General features: G+C 49.0%; 19 protein-coding genes, 2 tRNA genes and 1 riboswitch. Of the genes, 10 read left to right on the top strand and 11 right to left on the bottom strand.

All coding sequences use genetic code 11. From position 1 onward, the window contains the following. The 10 genes from ACO0K2_RS03875 (at position 1) to ACO0K2_RS03830 (ending at position 9,331) form a co-directional block, all read left to right on the top strand. A complete protein-coding gene (locus tag ACO0K2_RS03875) occupies positions 1-738 on the top strand; it encodes a DUF3106 domain-containing protein (RefSeq protein ID WP_423015890.1) in 738 nt (245 codons plus the stop codon). 4 nt (positions 739-742) lie between these two features. Beyond that, positions 743-1,255 carry an RDD family protein gene (locus ACO0K2_RS03870; protein ID WP_423015888.1) on the top strand — a complete coding sequence of 171 codons (513 nt, stop codon included), beginning with the start codon at positions 743-745 and terminating at the stop codon, positions 1,253-1,255. A 168-nt stretch (positions 1,256-1,423) separates the two neighbouring features. Next, complete coding sequence (locus ACO0K2_RS03865) at positions 1,424-2,095, top strand: TetR/AcrR family transcriptional regulator (RefSeq protein ID WP_423015886.1); 672 nt, start codon at positions 1,424-1,426, stop codon at positions 2,093-2,095. Next, positions 2,092-2,673 (top strand): TIGR00730 family Rossman fold protein, encoded by a 582-nt coding sequence (locus ACO0K2_RS03860; protein WP_423015884.1) that lies wholly within the window; start codon positions 2,092-2,094, stop codon positions 2,671-2,673. The genes ACO0K2_RS03865 and ACO0K2_RS03860 overlap by 4 nt, the downstream gene beginning before the upstream one ends. Positions 2,674-2,820: 147 nt before the next feature. Further along, on the top strand, positions 2,821-3,030 hold the full coding sequence (locus tag ACO0K2_RS03855; protein ID WP_423015882.1) for a DUF3460 family protein: 210 nt from the start codon (positions 2,821-2,823) through the stop codon (positions 3,028-3,030). A gap of 21 nt (positions 3,031-3,051) precedes the next feature. After that, positions 3,052-3,906, top strand: coding sequence for a segregation and condensation protein A (locus ACO0K2_RS03850; protein ID WP_423015880.1), 855 nt, complete (start codon positions 3,052-3,054; stop codon positions 3,904-3,906). A 65-nt stretch (positions 3,907-3,971) separates the two neighbouring features. Next, positions 3,972-4,811, top strand: coding sequence for a pantoate--beta-alanine ligase (panC, locus tag ACO0K2_RS03845; protein ID WP_423015878.1), 840 nt, complete (start codon positions 3,972-3,974; stop codon positions 4,809-4,811). A gap of 3 nt (positions 4,812-4,814) precedes the next feature. Beyond that, positions 4,815-5,693, top strand: coding sequence for a cobalamin-binding protein (locus tag ACO0K2_RS03840; RefSeq protein ID WP_423015876.1), 879 nt, complete (start codon positions 4,815-4,817; stop codon positions 5,691-5,693). A gap of 147 nt (positions 5,694-5,840) precedes the next feature. After that, positions 5,841-6,728, top strand: a complete 888-nt coding sequence (gene rarD, locus ACO0K2_RS03835; RefSeq protein WP_423016171.1) for an EamA family transporter RarD — start codon at positions 5,841-5,843, stop codon at positions 6,726-6,728. 246 nt (positions 6,729-6,974) lie between these two features. Then, positions 6,975-7,071, top strand: a riboswitch (TPP riboswitch). A gap of 76 nt (positions 7,072-7,147) precedes the next feature. Further along, positions 7,148-9,331, top strand: a complete 2,184-nt coding sequence (locus tag ACO0K2_RS03830; RefSeq protein ID WP_423015874.1) for a TonB-dependent siderophore receptor — start codon at positions 7,148-7,150, stop codon at positions 9,329-9,331. 53 nt (positions 9,332-9,384) lie between these two features. On the opposite strand, the gene ACO0K2_RS03825 is transcribed toward ACO0K2_RS03830, so the two are convergent. From ACO0K2_RS03825 to ACO0K2_RS03775, 11 genes are all read right to left on the bottom strand, one after another. Further along, positions 9,385-10,842 (bottom strand): Ppx/GppA family phosphatase, encoded by a 1,458-nt coding sequence (locus tag ACO0K2_RS03825; RefSeq protein WP_423015872.1) that lies wholly within the window; start codon positions 10,840-10,842, stop codon positions 9,385-9,387. Positions 10,843-10,976: 134 nt separating this feature from the next. Then, positions 10,977-11,858: a class I SAM-dependent methyltransferase gene (locus ACO0K2_RS03820; protein WP_423015870.1), complete on the bottom strand. Its 882-nt coding sequence runs from the start codon at positions 11,856-11,858 to the stop codon at positions 10,977-10,979. Positions 11,859-12,103: 245 nt separating this feature from the next. Next, positions 12,104-12,179: transfer RNA gene (locus tag ACO0K2_RS03815), tRNA-Lys, on the bottom strand. Positions 12,180-12,235: 56 nt separating this feature from the next. Continuing rightward, positions 12,236-12,311, bottom strand: a tRNA-Lys gene (locus tag ACO0K2_RS03810). Between the two features lie 71 nt (positions 12,312-12,382). Beyond that, positions 12,383-13,144, bottom strand: a complete 762-nt coding sequence (gene ybgF / locus ACO0K2_RS03805; protein ID WP_423015868.1) for a tol-pal system protein YbgF — start codon at positions 13,142-13,144, stop codon at positions 12,383-12,385. A gap of 176 nt (positions 13,145-13,320) precedes the next feature. Continuing rightward, positions 13,321-13,860 (bottom strand): peptidoglycan-associated lipoprotein Pal, encoded by a 540-nt coding sequence (pal, locus tag ACO0K2_RS03800; RefSeq protein WP_423015867.1) that lies wholly within the window; start codon positions 13,858-13,860, stop codon positions 13,321-13,323. A gap of 27 nt (positions 13,861-13,887) precedes the next feature. Continuing rightward, complete coding sequence (tolB, locus tag ACO0K2_RS03795; protein WP_423015865.1) at positions 13,888-15,174, bottom strand: Tol-Pal system beta propeller repeat protein TolB; 1,287 nt, start codon at positions 15,172-15,174, stop codon at positions 13,888-13,890. Between the two features lie 6 nt (positions 15,175-15,180). Next, a complete protein-coding gene (gene tolA / locus ACO0K2_RS03790; RefSeq protein WP_423015863.1) occupies positions 15,181-16,152 on the bottom strand; it encodes a cell envelope integrity protein TolA in 972 nt (323 codons plus the stop codon). A 240-nt stretch (positions 16,153-16,392) separates the two neighbouring features. Then, positions 16,393-17,832, bottom strand: coding sequence for a cobyric acid synthase (locus tag ACO0K2_RS03785; protein ID WP_423015861.1), 1,440 nt, complete (start codon positions 17,830-17,832; stop codon positions 16,393-16,395). 188 nt (positions 17,833-18,020) lie between these two features. Beyond that, complete coding sequence (locus tag ACO0K2_RS03780; RefSeq protein WP_423015859.1) at positions 18,021-19,469, bottom strand: efflux transporter outer membrane subunit; 1,449 nt, start codon at positions 19,467-19,469, stop codon at positions 18,021-18,023. Further along, entirely contained in the window at positions 19,466-20,728 is a 1,263-nt protein-coding gene (locus tag ACO0K2_RS03775) for an efflux RND transporter periplasmic adaptor subunit (protein ID WP_423015857.1), read from the bottom strand. Before ACO0K2_RS03775 ends, ACO0K2_RS03780 begins: the two co-directional genes overlap by 4 nt.

Here is a 20,728-nt window from a genome sequence, read left to right as displayed (position 1 = left end):
GTGACGCTTTGCAACGTTCGTCTGTCCCTCCTCTTCGCTTTGATCGTTTTATCGGTACCGTTCGCCAGTGCCAATGGTACTCACCCATCACCTGCAACTGCCTCGAGTGCCGCAGCGAATGCTGCGGCCAATCTGACAAAGCCACGCTGGTCGGAGCTCAGCCCTGCCCAACAGCAGGCTTTGGCGCCTTTGACTCCTGAATGGGAGCAACTGTCTGAAAATGGCAAGAAAAAATGGATTGAAATCGCGAACCGCTACGCCACGATGAAGCCAGCAGAACAGCAGCGTCTACAGGAAAGAATGCGCGAATGGGTGAAATTAACACCTGATCAACGACGTGCAGCAAGAGAAAATTACGCCCACGCGACGCAATTGAAGCCTGAAAACAAGTCCGCACAGTGGCAACAGTACCAACAATTAACCGAGGAAGAAAAGAAACGCCTCGCCGAACAACATCAGAACAAAAAAAATCTGACTAACCTTGTCCCAGAATCGATCAAGAATCCGCAAGTCATCGCGCCGATAAAAGTTGGTCCAAAAACAGTGACAAGCAATAAGACGAGTACCAGCAGCCCAAAGAACAATGCAATAACGAATGTGCCTGCAACCCCAGCAACGCCGGCAGCCGTCGCGGCGCCAGTCTCTGGCTCTGCTGCGGCAACGTCCGTTGTGCCGCCGCCTGCTGACACACCCGTATCCACAAGCAATGCCGCCATCAATCAAGCCGTAACAAAATAAATCAGTGAATACAGACTTAACAGCTCCCCCTTTGCGACGTCGTTTGATTTGCATGGTCTATGAGGCGATGCTGTTATTCGGGATCGTTTTCGTTTTTGGATTTCTCTTTGACGTCACCACACAAAGTAAAAGTGCACTGATGCTCAGACATGGTCGTCAGACATGGCTCTTTTTTGTCATCGGTGCTTATTTTGTGTTTTGTTGGAGCCGAAGCGGTCAGACATTGGCAATGCAAACGTGGCGCCTACGGGTCACTGACCAAGATGGAACGCGATTACCGGTGATTAAAGCGATCGTACGCTATGTGCTGGCGTGGATGTGGTTTGTGCCTGCGATGGCGTTAAGCTATGAATTTGAGCTCAAAGAATGGTCGATGATGGTCGTATTGGCCATTGGCATGTTCGCTTGGGCACTCACCTCCCGCCTCGACAAAAACGGTCAGTTCTTGCACGACAAACTTGCAAAAACCTGCGTGATCCACGTCCCTGGAGAAGGGAAAAGTCGCTTAGAGGTCTGAGTGCGTTTTGATGTTCGCCTGAACGATGTTATTCTTATGAAATAATTCAGGGCTACACAAAATTTTCTACCCAGTCATGGCGATATAAATACGCGTCTTTCGATACAAGGCAATGTCATCGCCAGACCGATTTTGAGTCAGTCCTATCATCTATAGAGATTGAATGACATGCAACACAAAGCTCCGCGCCGCACCCGAGAACGTATTCTTGAACTGTCGCTGCGTTTGTTTAATGAGTTTGGCGAACCCAATATCACGACGACTGTGATTGCTGAGGAAATGAACATTTCCCCAGGCAACCTTTATTATCATTTTCGCAATAAAGACGATATCGTTAATTCGATCTTCACGCAGTTCGAAGCGGAGATCAACAAAAAACTTGCCTTTCCGCAAGGTCGAAAAGCCAATATTCAAGATATTTGGACCTATCTCCACCTGACATTTGAGCTGGTATGGCGCTATCGCTTTTTCTATCGCGATCTCAACGACTTGCTGTCACGGAATCGCAAGCTAGAACTGAATTTCAAGCAAATCCTGTCTCATAAAATCAAAGTGGCAACTGAGCTTTGCTTAGGGCTCCGCGCCGATGGCGAATTTGAAGGTACCGACCTGGATATTGATGCTTTATCAACAAACATGGTCGTTGTTGCCACTTATTGGTTATCTTATGAGTACGTGCGAAATCCACGGAAATATACAGAATTACAAACCATGTCGGAGTCCCTCGCCCGCGGCTGCTATCAAGTGATCTCCTTGATCAGTCCCTACCTTCGCGGCGAAACCAAACAGGTGTTTGAAAAGTTATCACAAGATTATTTGCAAAAAATGAATCCAGCATGAAATCCCTCTGCGTCTATTGTGGCGCCTCACCTGGACACTCACCTGCTTATACGATCGCTGCCAAACAGCTTGCCGTAACGCTTATCAATCAAGACATCGCGTTGGTGTATGGCGGTGGCAATGTCGGGCTCATGGGTGTCATTGCTGACGAAGTCTTAGCGCTTGGCGGTAAAGTGACAGGCGTCATTCCTCAGGCTTTGATGGATAAAGAAGTGGGTCATACAGGGTTGACTCAGCTGCATATTGTGGACAACATGCATCAGCGTAAAGCCCTCATGGCAGAGCTGTCCGATGGTTTTATCGCGATGCCAGGTGGAATTGGCACACTCGAAGAATTGTTTGAAGTCATGACATGGGCGCAACTGGGGTTTCACCAAAAACCAATCGGCTTGCTTAATGTCAGTGGGTTTTATGATGGGCTACTACACTTTCTCGACCATACACGGCAACAAGGTTTTTTGCGTGCGAGCCATCTTGACATTCTGCTCTCATCTCCAGAACCAAATGACCTCTTGCAACAATTGAAAACCTACTTGCCGGTAACGACCCGTAAATGGGTAGACGACAAAGATCTGTAATCTGTCTTGTTTTCACGTCTTCGATGAAGATGTTTTTCATTTTTATTCCAACATCTTGCGCGACCGCCACGCAGAAATGAAGATGGACGCAAAATTAAGAGTAAAATGCGGCTTTATTCGATCTTTTACATGTTTATTTCAAAAATTATGAAATTCTCTAAGCAATTCTCTTTGTATGAATCCGAAGCCACGCACTTTATCCAAAGTTTAAAAAGCGCGAATCCTAAATTAGAACAAGGACAACGCGAAGGTCGTGCATTATTGTGGGACAAAGCCCCAGTGGATCTGCGCACACAAAAAGACACCTTGGAGTCGATCGTTCCTCAACAACCGTATGTCTATCAAAACAAGGCATAAGCCTGCTAGTTTGCCTTGCCTGTGAGTACGAGCCCACTCCCTCCCACTGACCTTCCACCGGTCGGCGGTACAGACACGACCCCCGACGTGGTCGATGGCTTAGCCTTTGCTAAGCTATACGGAGAACCGCTCTTTAAATTACCCAACGACCTCTATATTCCACCTGATGCGCTGGAAGTGTTTTTAGAGGCGTTTGAAGGCCCGCTCGATCTCTTGCTGTATCTGATCCGTAAGCAGAATTTCAATATTCTGGATATTCCAATGGCACAAGTGACATTGCAGTATCTAAAATATGTCGATCAGATCCGCAATCACAACTTGGAACTCGCCGCTGAGTATCTACTCATGGCAGCCATGCTGATTGAAATTAAATCACGTATGCTCTTGCCGTCAACGAAAACGGCTGAGGGCGAAGAAGCTGAAGATCCGCGTGCCGAGCTTGTTCGTCGATTGCTCGAATATGAGCAAATGAAACTCGCTGCTTACGATCTGAATGCGGTGCCGCAATTGGGGCGTGATTTCTTACACGCCCAAGTTTTTGTCGAGCAAAATACGATTCTGCATTGGCCTCAGGTAGAGCTGGCAGACATTCAAGCTGCGTGGGCAGATATCCTGAAAAGAGCAACGCTGGTTGCCCATCATAAAATCAGCCGCGAAGAACTCTCTGTGCGCGAGCATATGTCGGGTATTCTGCGTAAATTGCAATCAGCGAAATTTGTTGAATTCTCTGATCTATTTGACCCTTCGCGCGGCGCTCCGGTCTTAGTAGTCAATTTTGTGGCACTTCTCGAACTCGCAAAAGAAACGCTAATTGAAATTACGCAAGCTGAGGCATTTGCCCCGATTTATGTACGCCTCGCCTACTCACCAAGCTGATCGTTGCGTGGCGAACAACGCGAGCAATCAAACGAACAACCACTGAATTTCTTGACTCATTTATTATGAAAATCATTTCATCCATCGAAGAATTGCGCGACCACCTCAGTGGTCAATTGCGTACAGCATTTGTGCCAACCATGGGTAACTTACATGAAGGTCATTTATCGCTGATGCGTTTGGCGAAGAAACATGGCGACCCAATTGTTGCATCCATTTTTGTCAACCGCCTGCAATTCGGTCCAAATGAAGATTTCGATAAATATCCACGCACGTTTCAGGCAGACGTCGAAAAATTAGAGAAAGAAGGCGTCTATATTCTGTTCGCACCAACAGAAAAAGATTTATATCCTGAACCGCAAGAATTCCGCGTTCGCCCACCAGATGATCTCGGTAATATCCTTGAAGGTGAGTTCCGCCCAGGATTTTTTACTGGCGTCACCACCGTTGTACTGAAACTGTTTTCGTGCGTCCAACCGCGCGTTGCCGTTTTCGGTAAAAAGGACTATCAGCAATTGATGATCGTTCGCAATATGAGCAAACAGTTCGCACTGCCAACAGAAATTATCGCAGCCGACACGTATCGTGCGGACGATGGACTGGCGCTCTCCTCTCGCAACATGTACCTCTCTGAAGCAGAGCGTGCTGAAGCGCCAGCCTTGTACGCAGCGCTCAATGAAGTCGCGAATGAAGTACGTAGCGGCCATTTAGATATGTTTGAACTGGAACGTCAGGCGATGGCAAAACTGGCTGGACGTCAATGGAAACCAGATTACGTTTCGATCCGTAAACGTGCCGATCTTCAACCGCCATCGGCAGGCGATCTTGCACAGGGTGCGCCACTGGTTGTTCTTGCGGCAGCCAAATTAGGCAACACTCGACTGATCGATAATCTGGAAATTTAATCGATGCCGAGTAAGTACATCACGCTGATTTCGTTGCTGACAGCAGGAGTGCTGCCGGCCTTCGGTGCAATCAGCGTGAAGGACGACGCGCAACATACGATTACATTAAACCAACCAGCACAACGCATTGTTAGCCTCGCGCCGCATGCCACAGAGCTCTTATTTGCAGCGGGTGCCGAAAAAGCAATTGTCGCTGTCAGTGATTTCAGCAATTACCCTGATGCAGCAAAAAACATCGCCTCCGTTGGAAGTGTTTTTGCATTAGATACCGAACGGCTCCTCGCATTGAAACCAGACCTGGTCGTCATTTGGGGAACAGGCAATGGCAAAGCACTCGCCAATAAATTACGCGGTCAACACTTAACGGTTTTTGAGAGTGAGCCACGCAATTATGAAACGGTAGCCAACTCGATTGAGCGCCTTGCATTGTTAGCGGGAACGAGCAACGTTGGCAATGCGGCAGCAGCGGCTTTCCGTCAACGTTTAGAAGAATTACGTAAAACCTACCGCCAACCTGACAACGTCACGCCGATCACCGTTTTCTATCAAGTCTGGAACAAGCCGCTCATGACACTCAACGATGAGCACATGATCTCAGCATCAATCCGGCTATGCGGTGGCACCAATGTTTTTGGTCGCCTCAAAGAGTTAAGTCCCACCATTACCACGGAAGCGCTACTAGCCAGTAACCCGGACGTCATCATGACTGGGGGAGATAATACCGACAGCCTAAACGACTGGCGACAATTTAAGACGCTCAACGCAGTGAAGAAGAATCACCTCTATGCAGTCCCTGCAGACATACTCAACCGCGCAGGTCCTCGCATCCTCGACGGCACTGAAGCGCTCTGCAAAAAAATTGCTCTCGCCCGAGCAAAATAATCCCCCGCTCCGACGCAATCGAACATGTTCTGGCAGGCTCCGACCTGTTCCGAGCTGATAGCACCGCAAATCACTGCACGCATTCATGAATACAGCGATAATGTCGAGTCTGGCCGCCATGTCGGTCTTCTTATTTGGATTGCAGTAATGCGTAAAGGTATTTTTCTGGCAGGTTCTGCCTACACAATCTGGGGCTTGTTTCCTTTATATTTCAAAGCGCTGCATGCGGTTCCTTCGTTGGAAATTTTATTAAGCCGTATGTTGTGGTCATTGCTATTCTTGGTCATCGTCTTAAGCGTACGCAAACAATGGGACTGGCTCACCATCGTCCGCCGTCAGCCTAAACTCATTGGTAACTTCACGCTCAGTGCGTTATTGCTGTCGGCGAATTGGTTTATCTATATCTGGGCTGTGAATGATGGCAAAGTCATTGATGCCAGCCTAGGATATTTTATGACCCCCTTGGTCAATGTATTGATTGGCTCAGTCTTACTCAAAGAACGCTTACGGCAGGGACAGTGGGTAGCGATCGCTTTAGCTGCGATAGGCGTCGCTTGGATGACGATCCAGACAGGGCATTTACCATGGATCGGCTTGTCATTAGCGATTACCTTCGGTACCTATGGCTTACTTCGAAAAACAGCAACGCTCGGTGCGTTAGAAGGTCTCTCTTTAGAAACCGCGATTTTCTTCCCGTTTGCGTTTGGATATCTGACATGGCTGACCATGCATGGGCAAAATGCATTAATCACCGGCGATCTATCACTCAAAGTCTTACTGGCACTGAGCGGTCCTATCACCGCCATTCCTTTACTCATGTTTGCCGCTGGTGCGCGCCGCATTCCTATGACAACGCTAGGATTGTTGCAGTACATCGCACCGTTCGTCCAACTCATGCTTGGCGTCTGGTTATTTAACGAAACCCTTGATACCCATCGACTAATTGGCTTCGCAGCAATTTGGGTTGCATTGGTGATCTACTCGGCTGAAAGTGTGTGGATGAATGTTAAACAGAAGAGAACTACGGTCTCATAACATCATTTAAAAACAATGGCTGCTTGATGCAGCCATTGTTGAAGTCTTATTACCTTCTCATTGCCTTCTCATTGCCTTCTCATTGCGTTCGAATTGACCATTCCGGGCTTTTCATTATTACTATTTAACCCAATAAATACATTATCGAATTAACCAGAGAAGGACGTTCTCTCTGGTAAAAAACCACACAATGACGACGCAACAGTGGGCGTCGACAGCCATCCCTTCACTTTCATGTTACAGTAGCGCCTTCGCTAGGGGTCCTGGAATGTATTTCCGGGTGAGAGAGTCCCTTGAACCTGATCTGGATAATGCCAGCGAAGGGAAGCGCAAAGTCCACGCTGTTTTCTGCTCGTCCATGCTTTGTTTGCTTCTTTGCTGCCATCCAGTATGCGCATAACAAGTTTAACGAGCACATCATGACACCATCCTTCGCACGCCCTTCTTTTTTGTCTCATCCGGCATTCCGTCCAACGATGATCGCCCTCGCCATTGCCCAAGCACTGTGCCTGCCAAGCGCTTACGCCGCCGCGGAACCTGAAGCGATCGCCGCGACCGACACATCAACATTACAAGAGGTCGTCGTCTCGGGTAGCAAAACACCCGCAAAGCCAGATCATTCTAAAGTGACGGGCTTTATTGACGAAAAACTCCTCGACACTCCTTTTTCAGTGAATGCGTGGGGTACGAAACAACTGGAGGATCTACAAATTCGGCTAACAACCGATGTGGTGAAATATGACGCCAGTGTGAACGATGCCTACAATGCCGTGGGTTACGCTGAACAATTCTCGATTCGTGGCTTCCCATTGGACAATGAATACAGCTATCGTAAAGATGGGTTTGCCATCCCTGATGATGGTGTGATTCCGCTAGAAAACAAAGAAACCATCGAAATACTGAAGGGTGTTTCTGGATTTGAGTCTGGCTTTGCCACACCCGGTGGCATCATCAATTATGTGACTAAGCGCCCTACTGACAGCGATCTGCGAAGTATCACTACCAGCATTTCCGAACGCGGTACCTTGTATGGAGCGCTGGATTTGGGCGGCATGTCGTCAGATAAACAATTTGGTTATCGTATCAACGCGGCGGAAGAGCGCTTGCGATCGTATATCGTCGGCGCGAATGGTCATCGTCAATTTGTTTCAGGTGCATTTGACTGGCACCTTTCATCGCAAGCCCTGTTGCAATTTGACTTCGACTACCAGCACCGCGCGCAGATTTCTGCTCCCGGTTTTCAGCTCACAAACGGTACCGATCTGCCGCAACGGATCAGTGCTGATACGATGCTCAATAACCAGCCTTGGTCAAAGCCTGTCGACACCAAAGACAGCGATATTGGAATCCGCTACGAATATAAACTCAATTCCGCTTGGACAGCCAGTGTCGCGGTTAACAAACACGAGTTCAAACGCAACGACTACACAGCGTTCCCCTTCGGCTGTAGCACAGGCAATCTCTCTTCCGGCTATTGTGCGAATGGCGACTATGATGTTTATGACTACCAAAGCGTTGGCGAATCAAAATCGTCTCGGGGTGGGCAAGCCTTGTTAAATGGTCAGTTCAGCACAGGCACGATACACCATCAGTTGGCTCTCGGTTTGGCTGACTCACAGCGCAAAGATTATTTTGGCGCCTATGTGTATGATTTTGTTGGGACGAACAACATCTTCAATCCTGTCGTTGTTGGTCAATCGACAAACACAACTGGACCAGTGATGTTACAGCGGACGGATAAGGAATGGTCTGCGTTCGTGCAAGATGCGATTCATTTCAACGAGGCATGGACGCTGCATACTGGCCTTCGCCGCCTTCATGTGGAACGTACGCAACTCGGCTTTACTGGATACCAGCATGATTACTGGGTACCGAATATCGCCGTTGTCTATAAACCTGCACAGAATACATCGCTATACGCTTCGTTTGCGCAAGGGGTTGAGCATGGTACCGTTGCGCCATTTGGGACGAATAATGCGAATCAGATACTCGATCCCGCACGATCCAAACAAGTAGAAGTCGGTATCAAAACAGACGTCAATAAAGACCTCACCCTGACTGCGGCGCTGTTCCGTATTGAAAAACCACTCGCTTACATCGATACGAATCAAGACAGCAATTTCAATAATTACATACAAAACGGCCATGCCCGCCATACCGGTCTGGAATTGACTGCACAAGGCAGAATCACACCGCAACTGACGCTAGGCACGAGTATCACTGCGCTGGATGCCATTCAACAGGATACAGGCGATGCTTCACAGGAGGGGAAACGCGTCCTCGACGTGCCACGGTTAAAATCCACGATCTACGTGGATTATGCGGTTGCAGAGATCAAGGGATTGGATGTCAACGCTAGTTGGCAATACTCCGGCAATAAAGCCTATACGCCTGATAACGCCGTTATGATTCCTGGGTACCAGGTCTACAATGCAGGTGCTCGCTACGTTACGCGGATCGGCAACACAACCACAACCTTGCGCTTCAACGTCGATAACGTATTGAATAAATTCTATTGGCGAGATGCAACGCAACAACTTGGTGGATACTTGTTCCCGGGTGCGCCGCGGCTCTATAAATTATCAGCGCAATTTGATTTCTAACTTCGCTGTTGACGTGTGGAGACGAGGCGCAGGCATTGTCTCCACATGATCGCTTACACGTTCGTTCGCACTAAGAAATCAACGCCAATCTCACGCCAGGATTCGATTTCTTTCTGCAACCAATAAGCGACTGTTGGATGCAATGTGACCCAGTCTCGACGCATTTCTAATTCAACGCTCCGCTTCATTTTTAAACGGATATCTTCATAATCGATCTCAGCGCGAGAATGCATCAGCATGACGGACAAACGCAAAGCCAACACCGCTTTGGCGAAATCAGGATCAGTCAACGCCTCACCCAATTTGCGCAAATTGCCCTTCTGACTCAGGATGAGCTTGCTCATGATGCGTTGTTCGCGGGTCGTGAAGCCAGCCATATCCGCGTTCTCGATCATGTAAGAACCGTGCTTGTGATAACCCGTATGCGAAATCGCCATCCCCACTTCGTGCAGACGCGCGCTCCAAAGCAATAAGCGTAAGTAATTGTCTGAGGCTGGCTTTAATTGCTGATACAACGATTTCACCATATCGACGACTCTGTTAGCACGTGCCATATCGGTGTTAAACATCGTCGCGATTTTTTGTACGGAGACTTCGCGGCGATCGCGTTTCGTTGCACGCAGGTACAAATCCCACATGACACCCATACGCAAACCGGCTTCAACGGGGATCAGTACTTCGATCTGAAATTCAGACATCAAACCAATTAAGATCGCCAACCCACCAACAACCATCGCAACGCGCTCAGGCTTGATACCACTCAGCTCTAGGTCGCTGATTTTGCCGCATTGGATACAGTATTGTTTGAGTGCATTCAGACTTAACAGGGTGATCTTGCCATCACCCAGGCCACCTTTAAGGATGGCATCTGCAATGGCGCGCATGGTACCCGAGGAACCGTAGGCTTTACGCCAATGCTGTGGCTGATAGATAGGTGCGGCATCTTCAAACATGGACCGTGCTGACAGAATAGCCGCCTCAAACGCAGCTTCGGTCAAACGCCCATCCGGGAAAAAATTAGCACTCGTTTTAACAGTGCCGATACTAAATGATTCGACGTTCACGATTTCGTGACCGCGACCCAGAATGACTTCCGTCGATCCACCGCCAATATCCATCACAAGCCGACGTTCACCCGGAATCGCCACAGAATTAGAAACGCCCATATAAATGAGACGCCCCTCTTCTTCACCTGAAATCACATCAATAGGATGACCAATTGCTGCTTCTGCCAAGGGAAGTAGTACTGCTGCGTTTCTTGCAATCCGGATTGTGTTCGTTGCGACAACACGTAAATTATCAACTGGATAGGCGTTCAAAATCTCGCGAAAACGGCTCAAACAGTCAATCGCGCTCTGCATCGCTTCGGGTGTGAGATTACCTTGTTCATCGAGTCCTGCAGCCAACCTAATCGGCTCACGCGCACTTTTAACAACGCGAATCGCATCGCCTTCATGGCGTGCAATATGCATACGAAAACTATTAGAACCCAAATCCACGGCGGCCAGCATGTTTGCTTTCCTTCAAAAGGTAATACCAGTCAATATTGTAGCGTTACTGAGAAATGATACTAATCATTTTTTATGACATTGCCATGACGATCATCTCGTCTGGCACGAGCGCTTCTTGATGCGCGCATTTGGTTTTATTGCGGCAGAAAAAATCGCTCACGCAATCCGTCTAATCCTGTCGTATTCAACATTTCTGCTAAACGTTCTGCGGGGCGTTTTGCGGGTGTTCCTTTATATTCTGCAATGATCAGTTCATTCTTCATGGAATGCTCCCAACCAACCAGTTCCGTTACCCTGACCTGATATCCATGCGCTTCCAATTGCAAGCAACGTAAGACATTGGTGATCTGACTACCAAACTCACGTGTATGAATAGGATGACGCCACATTTCAGAGAGAGGATTATTTCGAACAGCTTCGCCTTTGTTTTTCCGTAATTCCGAGGCGACCTCAGCTTGACAGCAAGGTACGAGCACCATGAATCGCGCTTTCTTTTTTAACGCAAACTGTATCGCATCATCAGTGGCTGTATCGCATGCGTGCAGGGCGGTAACGATATCGATTTGCGGTGGCAAAAGATCCGAATGCGTCGATTCAGCAACCGAGAGATTGAGAAATGACATCCCAGGAAAATCAAGACGCTGTGCCAGCTCGGTCGACCGTTGTACGAGTTCATCGCGCGTTTCAATGCCGTAAATGCGTGCATGCGTTTGTGCCTGCGCGGATTTAAAAAACAAATCATACAAAATAAATCCAAGATACGACTTACCGGCACCATGATCCACGAGGCTAATATCCGCGTGAGATTCTTGCAACTTGAGTAATAAGGGCTCAATAAATTGGTAAAGGTGATAAACCTGCTTGAGCTTACGACGGCTATCCTGATTTAATTTTCCATCACGCGTGAGAATGTGCAATTCCTTGAGCAACTCGATCGATTGCCCCGGGCGTATTTCGTGTTTCTCTGACGCGACGGAGGGATCTGATGATTGTTTTTTCACGGAATTTTTCTTCATTTTGCGATGCCTAATTATTATAGGATGGTAAAACAGATCATAAAAACAAGCGGCATCAGGATCGATACCAATGAACAATGGCGTGCTCGACGTTGCGTGCCAACACTGCTATTTTACTCGCAGCAGCAGTTAATCAGTGGAACGTTCACTATGACCGACAAGTTGAGACGAGGCGACTGATGACGAATCAGCATGTATAAAAGCAAAAAGCCAACCCGTGTGGATTGGCTTTTTGCATTTTGTTTTGGTAGGCCGTGCGGGATTCGAACCTGCGACCAACGGATTAAAAGTCCGCTGCTCTACCAGCTGAGCTAACGACCCAAAACCTGCTAAAAAATCTAAAAGCTTATTCGCAAAGTAAGCTTCTTTTGTATTCGTGGTAGGCCGTGCGGGATTCGAACCTGCGACCAACGGATTAAAAGTCCGCTGCTCTACCAGCTGAGCTAACGACCCGAAAGACCGAAATTATATGGCGTTTCAGCCCCTCTGTCAATCCCCGTCTTTGGATTAAATCCTTGCGGTACTTACTTACCTGAGCCTAGGCGGCTCTTTGCTGCTTGAGCAGCATCGGTACCCGGATATTGAGAAATCAGCGTCTCAAGCGTTTTCTTGGCAGCGACTTTGTCCTTCAGCTCTGTGTAGCAGCCTGCAATGTTTAACATGGCGTCCGGTGCCTTTGGGTGGTCTGGGTAGGCTCTCACTAGCTGCTGCATTGCTGCAATGGTACTTTTACAATCACGTTGCGCATAGAACGAGTTACCAAGCCAGTACTGTGCCGAACCAAGGTAGGCTGATTGCGGATAGGCTGCGATAAAACTAGAAAATGCGGGTGCGGAATTTTTGTAATCACCCTCTTTAAATAACGCCATGGCGTTATCAAAGGCACGCTGTTCGCTGACTTCGACTACCGCATCTTTGCCGTCCACGGTCATCCGTTTTGGTTCCATTTTACGTAAGCGATTATCCAAATCGACGTAAAAATCCTGCTGACGTCGTTGCGTATTGGCGATGTCATTCGATAACACTTCTATTTGTCCGCGCAACTTGGCAATCTCGGCACGTAATTGTTCATTTTCGTTGGCCAGATCCAGCGCTGTACTCTTGTTCGCTTTCAGATCATCGGTTTTATCGAGACGGACATTCACTGCATCGAGTTTTGCGCGCAAATCTAAAATCGCTTTGCGTGCCTCATCGTCATCAAAAATACCAGCGGAAGCCACACCGGGGGCTAACGCAGTGAATAAAGCAGCAACAAGAATCGAGGTGCGAAAGGAGGATAGTTTCATAGCTATTATTAATCTAAAAACGGGGTAAAAAAACGAAGAGCCTTCAACAGCATACCAGCAACAAAGCACCGTGTTCATACAAATAGCGACCATCCAAAATAAAAACGCGCCGGTCACCCTATCAAGTGACCGACGCTCAGGCGTTCCGCTAGTGCATCACCAGTCAATGCTGGTGATTATTGGTAAACGATATCAGCGCGGCGGTTTTCAGCCCAAGAAGCTTCGTCGTGGCCAGCTGCTTTTGGCTTCTCTTTACCCAACGAAACCGCTTCCATTTGAGACTCAGGCACACCCAATAAGCTCATCGATTTACGTACGGCTTCAGCACGTTTCTGGCCCAGCGCCAGGTTGTATTCACTACCACCACGCTCATCGGTATTACCTTGAATCAAAATCTTACGGCCTTTGTTTGTGCCGAGGTATTTGGAGTGATTTTCGACAACAGATTTGTAGTCATCTTTCACAACGTAGCTGTCGAAGTCAAAGTAAACACTACGTTTTGCCAATACACCTTGTGGATCGTTTAATGGGTCAACCGAGCCAGTTACCACTGTTTTAACGGCATTAGTATCCGCTGGTGGTGTTGCTGCCGTTTGTACTGGCTTATCTTCAACTTTTGCTTTTTCTTCGAGTGGTACTTTAGATGCGCAAGCGGACATCAGTACAACACTGGAAATGACCAAAGCGATCGTTTTTGTTTGGGAAGTGAAGCGCATATTCTCTCCTGATAAAGTGAGTAAAAATTATTTCATAAAGGGACCCCACGTGGGCTCCCGAATATCTCCGGCTTGCACCGTCAATCTCTGTTTAACTTTGCAATCAATTGAGACCACCGCCAGCGTTGCCCGACGGCCAGACTCAGTTGCGTACATGATGTAACGACCATTCGGCGAAAAACTTGGGGATTCGTCTTTGGTAGTATCAGATAAACGTTGCTCTTGACCAGTGACCAAGTCTAAAGCGTACAACTGAAACTTACCTTCACGCCGAGAAATATATGCCAACGTTTTTCCATCTGGGGATATACGAGGTGTAATGTTGTAACTACCGTTAAATGTCACACGCTTTGGTTCGCCACCGTTTGCGCCGATACGATAAATTTGCGGACCGCCACTACGATCACTTAGAAAATAGATCGATTCACCATCCGCTGAAAACTGCGGCTCGGTATCAATGCTGGTGCTGCTTGTCAATTTCTTCAAGCCAGTGCCATCGGCGCCAACCGTATAAATTTGAGTCAACCCATCACGCGAGAGTGCGATGGCCAAACGGCTGCCGTCTGGCGACCACGCTGGCGCTGAATTGCTGCCTTTGTAGTTGGCAATAACTTTACGCTCACCCGTGACGAGGTTTTGCACCCAGATTACTGGTTTTTTTGCTTCGAAGGACACGTAAGCCACTTTTGTCCCATCGGCAGACCATGCAGGCGAGATAATCGGTTCGTTCGAGCGTAACGCGACGCGCACTCCCTCGCCATCTGCATCGGCAACTTCAAGACGGTATTCGGAACCGGCCTTCGTCACATAAGCGATGCGTGTCGAAAACGCACCCCGCACGCCGATCAGTTTTTCGTAAATATCATCCGCGATTTTGTGTGCAGTTAAGCGTGTATTGGCAGGCGGGGTGGCAACGGCAAATCCCGACAACGTCGAGGATTTAATCGTATCGAGTAGTTTATAACGAACGTCGAATCGACCGTCTGCAAGGCTCTGCACACTCCCAACGACGAGTGCTTCGGCACCACGTTGCTTCCAGTCATCAAAATTAACAGGCGAGGTCTCCGTCAACACCACACCGGTATCAATCATTTTGAAATACCCGCTTCGTGTCAAATCGTCTTTGATGATGCTCGTAATTTGCTGCGGGGTGAGGCCTTCGTTCGCAAATGAGGCGATCGCAACGGGGATCTGTGTTGAACCGACCCCAGACACCTCAACGCGCAATTGCGCATAGGCTGATCCACTTGCACCGAGGCTCATTCCGGCCGCAACGACCGCACTTACTGCTATTTTTTTGAATATAGACATCATTGCCAATTACTCTTCTTTCATTTTGTAATGCAGATCTAAGCTTGTAGCCGCAGCACCAGAACTATCGCGCGGGAAAGGCTGTGCCTTATCGATTCCTTTGGCGACCGCATCATCAAACGCTTGGATCCCCGATGATTTCAATTTACGAGCAGGTCCACGCAGGTAGCCATCTGGTAGCAGGTCAATCTGATACACCACCTCGGGGTTACCAGCTACCATATCGGGGACATTGTAGACGGTATTTGAGCGAATTTTCGCTGCAATTTTGGCACCATAACTCGGATCGCCACGGTTATTCCCTGTCGAACGTGCAGCCGCTCCGGAACCGCCACTCCCCGTCGCACCGGCTTGCGCAGACAAACGCTGCATGTTTTCTTTAAATAACTTATCGCTGGCTGCTTTTTCTTTGGCTTGTTGCGCTTTCTGGTCTGCTAATTTTTGCTTTTCCAGTTTTTCCTGCTTGAGTTTTTCCAATTCTTTGTCTTTTTTGGCCTGCAACTCTTGCTCAGCGACACGTTTTTTCTCTAACTCCCGCTCTTTTTCTTTCTCTTTTTTGGCTTGAAGCGCCTCTTGCTCTTTTCGCAACGCTTCTTTTCGTAGCTGTTCTGCAATTTCTTCCTGCCGCTGTAATTCTTTTTGCTTTTCAAGACGTTTGCGTTGCTTTTCTTGCTCAATCGCAATCTCGGGGTCTTCTTTTGGCGCTTCCTCTTTCACGATGGGCGTCGGTGGCGTGAGTGATTGCTCAGGCTCTGGTGCTGGCGTAGGCTCAACGGGAACGGGCAACGGCGCGGCGTCGCGCATGGTCATGTCCCATACTTCCGCTTCAACGGCTGTTGCCTCTTTGTTCTGCCATTTAATACCGATCCACAGAAACCCCAACAGTAACAAATGGACAAGCACAGCGAGCGCAATCGCGCGCCCCTGACCCGATTGGTATTGCTGGTAAGGTGGACGTCCTGAAATAGAAGCTTGATTCATAGCCAAATGTGATTCGCCAAGTCGGACTTGGTTCCCTAAAACGCAAAAAAATTATCGTGATGCCTGAATTATAAGCTTGTCATGACCGACTTTACAGGCTATCACGACGTGGCAACAATAAAAACGCGATTTGCCGTTAACGTCAATCTCTGCGCTGCTCGGTGGGCATACTTTATCTTTGTACACTCATTGTCAATCAACGCCCTATCATCTGCGTGGTCAACAGGCGATAGATTCAGATCAAAGATTTTGCAGAGCAGCCAATAATGGCACACAGGCATCGGCAAGACGATCAATGCTTCGCTCACGCAACACGCCCAAATCGGGCTTAAGATCACTTTCTAAGCCTGCCCATGTCAGCAGCGCATGGCAGGCGTCGGGGTGATCAAATAATCCATGCAGATACGTCCCCAAAATAAGATCATCCGGAGAACGCGCGCCTTCATCTGCACCATGGATATGAAATACCGGCAGGGTTTCATTACTCGCATAGGTAATGCCCATGTGTATTTCATATCCACTCACCGACGCTTGTGATTGCCCAAAAAGGCAAGTGCCGGTGACTTGCTCTAACCGTTTTTCCGCCGTGAGCTCGGTCGTGATATCGAGCAATCCTAAACCTGCGGTATCGCCGGGCTCCCCTTCGACGCCATGGGGATCACTCACCACTTGCCCCAGCATCTGATAGCCTCCACAGATCCCAATGACCTTGCCACCGTAACGTAGATGTTTTTCAATCGCCGATTGCCATCCTTGCTCGACTAAAAAAGTCAAATCCGCTCGGGTGTTTTTACTTCCCGGCAAGATAATTAAATCAGCACCAGGTATACGCTCTCCTAAACCAATAAATTGCAAATCCACATCGGGATGCGCGCGTAATGCATCAAAGTCGGTGTGATTAGAAATGCGCGGAATGACCGGTACAATGACCTTGAACTTCCCATGATTCGTCTGGCTGGATTGAATTGCATCTTCTGCGTCTAGATGCAGGCCGTGCAGGTAAGGCAGGACGGCAAGCACGGGCTTACCTGTTTTTTCTTCCAACCACGTCAAACCCGGCGTCAACAAACTCACATCACCACGAAACCGATTGATCACAAAACCAACGATACGGTTTTGCTCTGATGCTGATAAACACGCAAGTGTTCCCAAAAAATGGGCAAAAACGCCGCCGCGATCAATGTCTGCCACCAAAATCACAGGACAATCCACCGCCTCAGCAAATCCCATATTGGCGATATCTCTATCCCGCAGATTCACTTCTGCTGGACTCCCAGCCCCCTCAACGATAATGGCCTCGTAGTCACGCTGAAGGCGTCCATATGAGGCCAGAACAGCATCCATTGCTACTGTTTTGTACTGATGATAGTCACGCGCTTGCATATCGGCACGGACCTTTCCATGAATAATGACCTGTGCTCCCGTATCAGACGATGGTTTGAGCAAGACCGGATTCATATCCGTATGAGGCGGCAATCCTGCTGCGAGCGCCTGCAATGCTTGCGCACGACCAATCTCGCCGCCATCGATCGTGACTGCGCTGTTGAGCGCCATATTTTGCGGCTTAAACGGCACGACACGGACACCTTGGCGGTGCAAAAGACGGCAAAGTGCAGCGACGACAGTGCTTTTACCCGCATCGGACGTTGTGCCTTGGACCATCAAGGTAGAAATATTCATGGATGTCGACATTGTTAAAAAGGAAGCGCAGAGTATACGCTGAGGCGGCAGGCAACACACCCCCTGTCGCACTGTTCTCCAACTGAACAAGGGTGCTGATCGTCACTTGCGCCATGAACTCAATCATTGGATCAGTATCGGACAATCAACAGGGTGACATCCCCCATCACCCTGTGCTTGGTGATGCGCTACCCCTTGCTGGCGATCGGTGACGCGCCATTGGCACCCCGCCAACCACCACCCGTTGCCTTGACGAGATAGACCGCGTTGAGCATTTGCTGCCCTTGGATTTGTACCAATTGTCGTTGATCGGCAAGTAATGTCTGTTGGGCGGAGATCACATCAAGATACGTCGCCAGTCCCCCGGTGTAGCGATCGGTCGCCAGTGTGAGAACGCGCTGGGCACTGTTAACACTCGCCTGCGCCTGATGTCTCGCACGTGACAGCAGGACAGCGCCCTGCATGCCATCTTCCAACTCTTGCATCGCGACCAAGACACTCTGGCGATAATTGGCCACCGTCGCGTTATACGCCGCTTGTGCAAAACGCACGTTAGCATCGGTCTTACCACCATCAAATAAGGTCTCTGCAGCAGACGCACCAATCGACCATAGCAGACTTGGTGCACTGATTAAATTGCCAAACTGATTGCTATTCCAACCACCGTTCGCTTGCAACATCAGTGATGGGAAGTAAGCCGCTCTAGCAACGCCAATATTGGCGTTGGCCACCGCAACTGCACGCTCAGACGAGGCAATATCGGGACGATGCTGTAGCACATCAGAAGGCAAACCTACTGGCACCTCGGGAGGTTGGAAAACTGTCGTTTTTTCAGCCAAAGAAAAAGTCGGCGCGGCTTCTCCTGTCATTGTTGCCAAAGCATGTTCGAACTGCATGCGCTGTTTTTGTAGCAATTCGATTTGTGTCCGGTTTGCGTCCAATACGGCTTCTTGTTGGGCAACATCGAGCCCTGATGCCGCACCGAGATCATGGCGATCGGACACAAATTTCAGCGCCTTGCCTTGCAAGTCAATCGCTTGACGCACGACCGCCATTTCCGCATCAATTTCACGTAAATTGAAATAATCCGCGACCAATTCAGCCGTCAACACCAATCGTACGTTTTCCAAATCAGCAGTCGCAGCTTGTTCTGCGGCACGCGCACTTTCTACTGTTTTACGGACACGCCCAAAAAGATCGGCCTCGTAACTTACAGCAAAACCTAATTGCGGACTATTTTGCACGGTCGATTGATTTGTCGCTGTATAGGATGCTTGCGGGCGATCCGCAGAAATTTTAAACCGTGAACTACCGACTTGCGCACCAATTTGCGGAAACAAACTCGCGTTGGCAACGCTCGCTTGCGCCTTGGCCTGCTCATAGCGAGCAATGGCTACTTGCAAGCTTTGATTGTTGGCAAGCAGGCGCGATGCAAGTTGATTGAGCTCGGCATCTTGAAACATCTCCCACCATGGCCCCTTGAGCTCTGTGTCACGGGGTTGTGCCACCATAAAAGGTGCTTCCACGTGCCATTGTTTGGGGATGACCACGTCCGGTGTTTTGTACTCAGGGCCAACGGCACACGCCTCCAGCAGTGCCAGAGCGCCAATGGCTAAGCTGTGCTTTGCGAGTTTCATGCCGCCGCCTTCTTCTCTTCGTCTGGTTTCGACGGCGTAACAATGACCGCGTCTTTATCTGCAAGCGAGTCAGCTGGATTGAGTATCAACTTATCGTTGGCGGAGATGCCACTCACAATTTCTAATTTATTTCCCAAGTCATGACCGATCGTCACCGTCTGCAGATGCACGATACCGCTCGCATCAACAACAGCGACGCGTGTCCCCTCGGGACGGAACAAAATGACGTTGGATGGCACTGTCAGAATGGTGCTTGCGCCGCCGACAGGCAATGCCACTTCGACATAGGCCCCAGCTAACAGCGTATTTTCTTTGTTCGGGAGATTAATTTCGACTTGCAAAGTCCGCGTGGCGGTATCAATGGCACCCGCTGAACGAACAATCGTCCCATGAAATAATTGACCCGGCAGTTCTTTCTGTGAAATCGTGACCGTATCGCCCGTCTTGATGCGTTGTGCATAGGCTTGGGGTACGTAAACATAGACCCGCAAGGTATCGACCTGCGCCACAGAAAACAAGGACTTTGCAGCACCGCCATTGCCAGCATCAATCAAATCACCGACCTCGACATTACGACGGGTAACAACGCCAGAAAACGGAGCAACGACACGTTTAAATTCCACCTGCTTTTGCAAGCGAACCACATTCGCCTCTGCGGCAGCCAAATTCGCTTTTGCTTGCGCGTAAGCACTCGTTCTTTCGTTCAGCTCTTGTTGGGTCACCGCATCTTTTTTACGTAACGATTCCCAACGCTCAGCCGATGTTTTCGCTAGGTCAAGACTCGATGCTGCCTGATCTCGGGCAGCGAGTGCTTGTGCCAGTTGCTGATCAATTTCAGGCGTATCAATCTCCGCCAATACATCGCCTTTGTTGACTTTCGCACCAATATCTTTATTCCAGCGTAAAACATAACCACTACTGCGCGCAAAGATGGGCGCTTCAATCATGCCTTGTAGTGTTCCTGGCAGTGTCAACGCCCCTTTGCCGGTCGCAGGTTGTGGTGTGACTGTGTTCACATACAATTTGCTATGCTCTGCAGTAGCCTCTGCAAGGGCGTTAGCATGGCTTGCTCGCAAAGCAAACGTTGCGATACCACCTGCCACCAAGCACAATAACACGCCAACACTCATCAGGCGGGCACGGTGAAGAATGGGTTCCCGGTGAGGATGCGCCGCATGTGGATGGACGCCATCTTGGTGATGGGAATGTGATCCATGAATACCCAGATCGGCGTGACGTTTTTCAGATTTATCAGACAT

This window comes from Undibacterium sp. MH2W (genome assembly GCF_049340215.1).
Taxonomy (GTDB): Bacteria; Pseudomonadota; Gammaproteobacteria; order Burkholderiales; family Burkholderiaceae_D; genus Undibacterium.
This window is presented reverse-complemented; position numbering and strand designations above follow the sequence as displayed.

What these genes read in the sequence shown, in the direction of transcription:
- ACO0K2_RS03820 (WP_423015870.1), bottom strand. Translation starts at nt 11,858, where the DNA reads ATGAAGAAAAATTCCGTGAAAAAACAATCATCAGATCCCTCCGTCGCG.
- ACO0K2_RS03840 (WP_423015876.1), top strand. Translation starts at nt 4,815, where the DNA reads ATGCCGAGTAAGTACATCACGCTGATTTCGTTGCTGACAGCAGGAGTG.
- ACO0K2_RS03780 (WP_423015859.1), bottom strand. Translation starts at nt 19,469, where the DNA reads ATGAAACTCGCAAAGCACAGCTTAGCCATTGGCGCTCTGGCACTGCTG.
- ACO0K2_RS03860 (WP_423015884.1), top strand. Translation starts at nt 2,092, where the DNA reads ATGAAATCCCTCTGCGTCTATTGTGGCGCCTCACCTGGACACTCACCT.
- tolA (WP_423015863.1), bottom strand. Translation starts at nt 16,152, where the DNA reads ATGAATCAAGCTTCTATTTCAGGACGTCCACCTTACCAGCAATACCAA.
- ACO0K2_RS03865 (WP_423015886.1), top strand. Translation starts at nt 1,424, where the DNA reads ATGCAACACAAAGCTCCGCGCCGCACCCGAGAACGTATTCTTGAACTG.
- pal (WP_423015867.1), bottom strand. Translation starts at nt 13,860, where the DNA reads ATGCGCTTCACTTCCCAAACAAAAACGATCGCTTTGGTCATTTCCAGT.
- panC (WP_423015878.1), top strand. Translation starts at nt 3,972, where the DNA reads ATGAAAATCATTTCATCCATCGAAGAATTGCGCGACCACCTCAGTGGT.
- ACO0K2_RS03825 (WP_423015872.1), bottom strand. Translation starts at nt 10,842, where the DNA reads ATGCTGGCCGCCGTGGATTTGGGTTCTAATAGTTTTCGTATGCATATT.
- ACO0K2_RS03855 (WP_423015882.1), top strand. Translation starts at nt 2,821, where the DNA reads ATGAAATTCTCTAAGCAATTCTCTTTGTATGAATCCGAAGCCACGCAC.
- ACO0K2_RS03775 (WP_423015857.1), bottom strand. Translation starts at nt 20,728, where the DNA reads ATGTCTGATAAATCTGAAAAACGTCACGCCGATCTGGGTATTCATGGA.
- ybgF (WP_423015868.1), bottom strand. Translation starts at nt 13,144, where the DNA reads ATGAAACTATCCTCCTTTCGCACCTCGATTCTTGTTGCTGCTTTATTC.
- ACO0K2_RS03830 (WP_423015874.1), top strand. Translation starts at nt 7,148, where the DNA reads ATGACACCATCCTTCGCACGCCCTTCTTTTTTGTCTCATCCGGCATTC.
- rarD (WP_423016171.1), top strand. Translation starts at nt 5,841, where the DNA reads ATGCGTAAAGGTATTTTTCTGGCAGGTTCTGCCTACACAATCTGGGGC.
- tolB (WP_423015865.1), bottom strand. Translation starts at nt 15,174, where the DNA reads ATGATGTCTATATTCAAAAAAATAGCAGTAAGTGCGGTCGTTGCGGCC.
- ACO0K2_RS03785 (WP_423015861.1), bottom strand. Translation starts at nt 17,832, where the DNA reads ATGAATATTTCTACCTTGATGGTCCAAGGCACAACGTCCGATGCGGGT.